Source organism: Pantoea sp. BL1 (genome assembly GCF_000963985.1).
Taxonomy (GTDB): Bacteria; Pseudomonadota; Gammaproteobacteria; order Enterobacterales; family Enterobacteriaceae; genus Pantoea; species Pantoea rwandensis_B.
The window spans coordinates 1-907 of record NZ_JZRH01000087.1; the positions used below are offsets into that span (position 1 = coordinate 1).

Consider the following 907-nt stretch of genomic DNA (forward strand, 5'->3'; position numbering starts at 1 on the left):
AGAAAAGAGACCCATACTGGCATCACGGCAATACGGTAATATTTTTCCGGGCGCAGCAGTGCTCAATGGGGGCGACCAGTCCGTACCAGAAAAGCCTGATTGACGGGCAGGCATACACGAAGCATTTTGTGGCCGTAAAGCTGTTTCTGGTGCCATCCCTGAATGAAGAATGCCTGAAGTCCACCGGCGAGCATCAGGCTGCGTTTATCCAGTGTATGAATCCGGCCAGCCTGGCAAAGACCTTTCCGCAGAACACCAATCCGGCACTGAATGGCATCGGAACCGATCCACGTAGCCACTCGATGGCACACCGCTACCTGCCCTATATTCATAATCAGGTGCTGGAACTGGCCGCTCCGTCACTGGACATGCACCGGAAAGATATACGGGTTAAATTCAGAAAAGAGATTGAGGAGAGCGCAGCTTACAGCAGCCCGGATGAGGTTGAACGTAACCGCGAGTTTCTGGCGCTTCAGGATATGCTGCCGATGGCGCTGAGGCGAATACAGGCAGAAGAAACCGGAAGAAATGCCCTGCTACGTTTTGCAGCAGTAACGGAGGAAGAAGTTGAATTTTCTCAGTAGAACTGCCGCAGTCATGTCAGCGATGACGCTGCTTTTAGGCTGTGATAACCGTCCGGATAAAACACTTTCGCCCCCGACCGATGCAAATTGGGTGGACGTCACTTTCCGGGTTCCTGAGGGGATTGTACTGCAGCCTGCCGAACTGTTGTACCGTTCGGCGCAGTGCAAAGCTGTGCGCTACAACTCAAGCAATGAACCGCATGAAATTCCGGGTTATAACGATATTGAGAGGCCATTTGACGCGCCTGATGGTGCTAATATCCGGCGTCTGCGGGTTGCCATAAATGGTGGTGGATCGTGCCAGTGGCAGCTGAACTCGCTGA

2 pseudogenes are annotated in these 907 nt (G+C 53.0%); both read left to right on the forward strand.

The window, feature by feature from the left end:
- Positions 1–584, forward strand: a pseudogene (locus VH86_RS24380) (lipase family protein); the annotation flags it as partial.
- Positions 568–907: pseudogene (locus VH86_RS26250) on the forward strand (hypothetical protein); the annotation flags it as partial. The pseudogenes VH86_RS24380 and VH86_RS26250, both read left to right, overlap by 17 nt.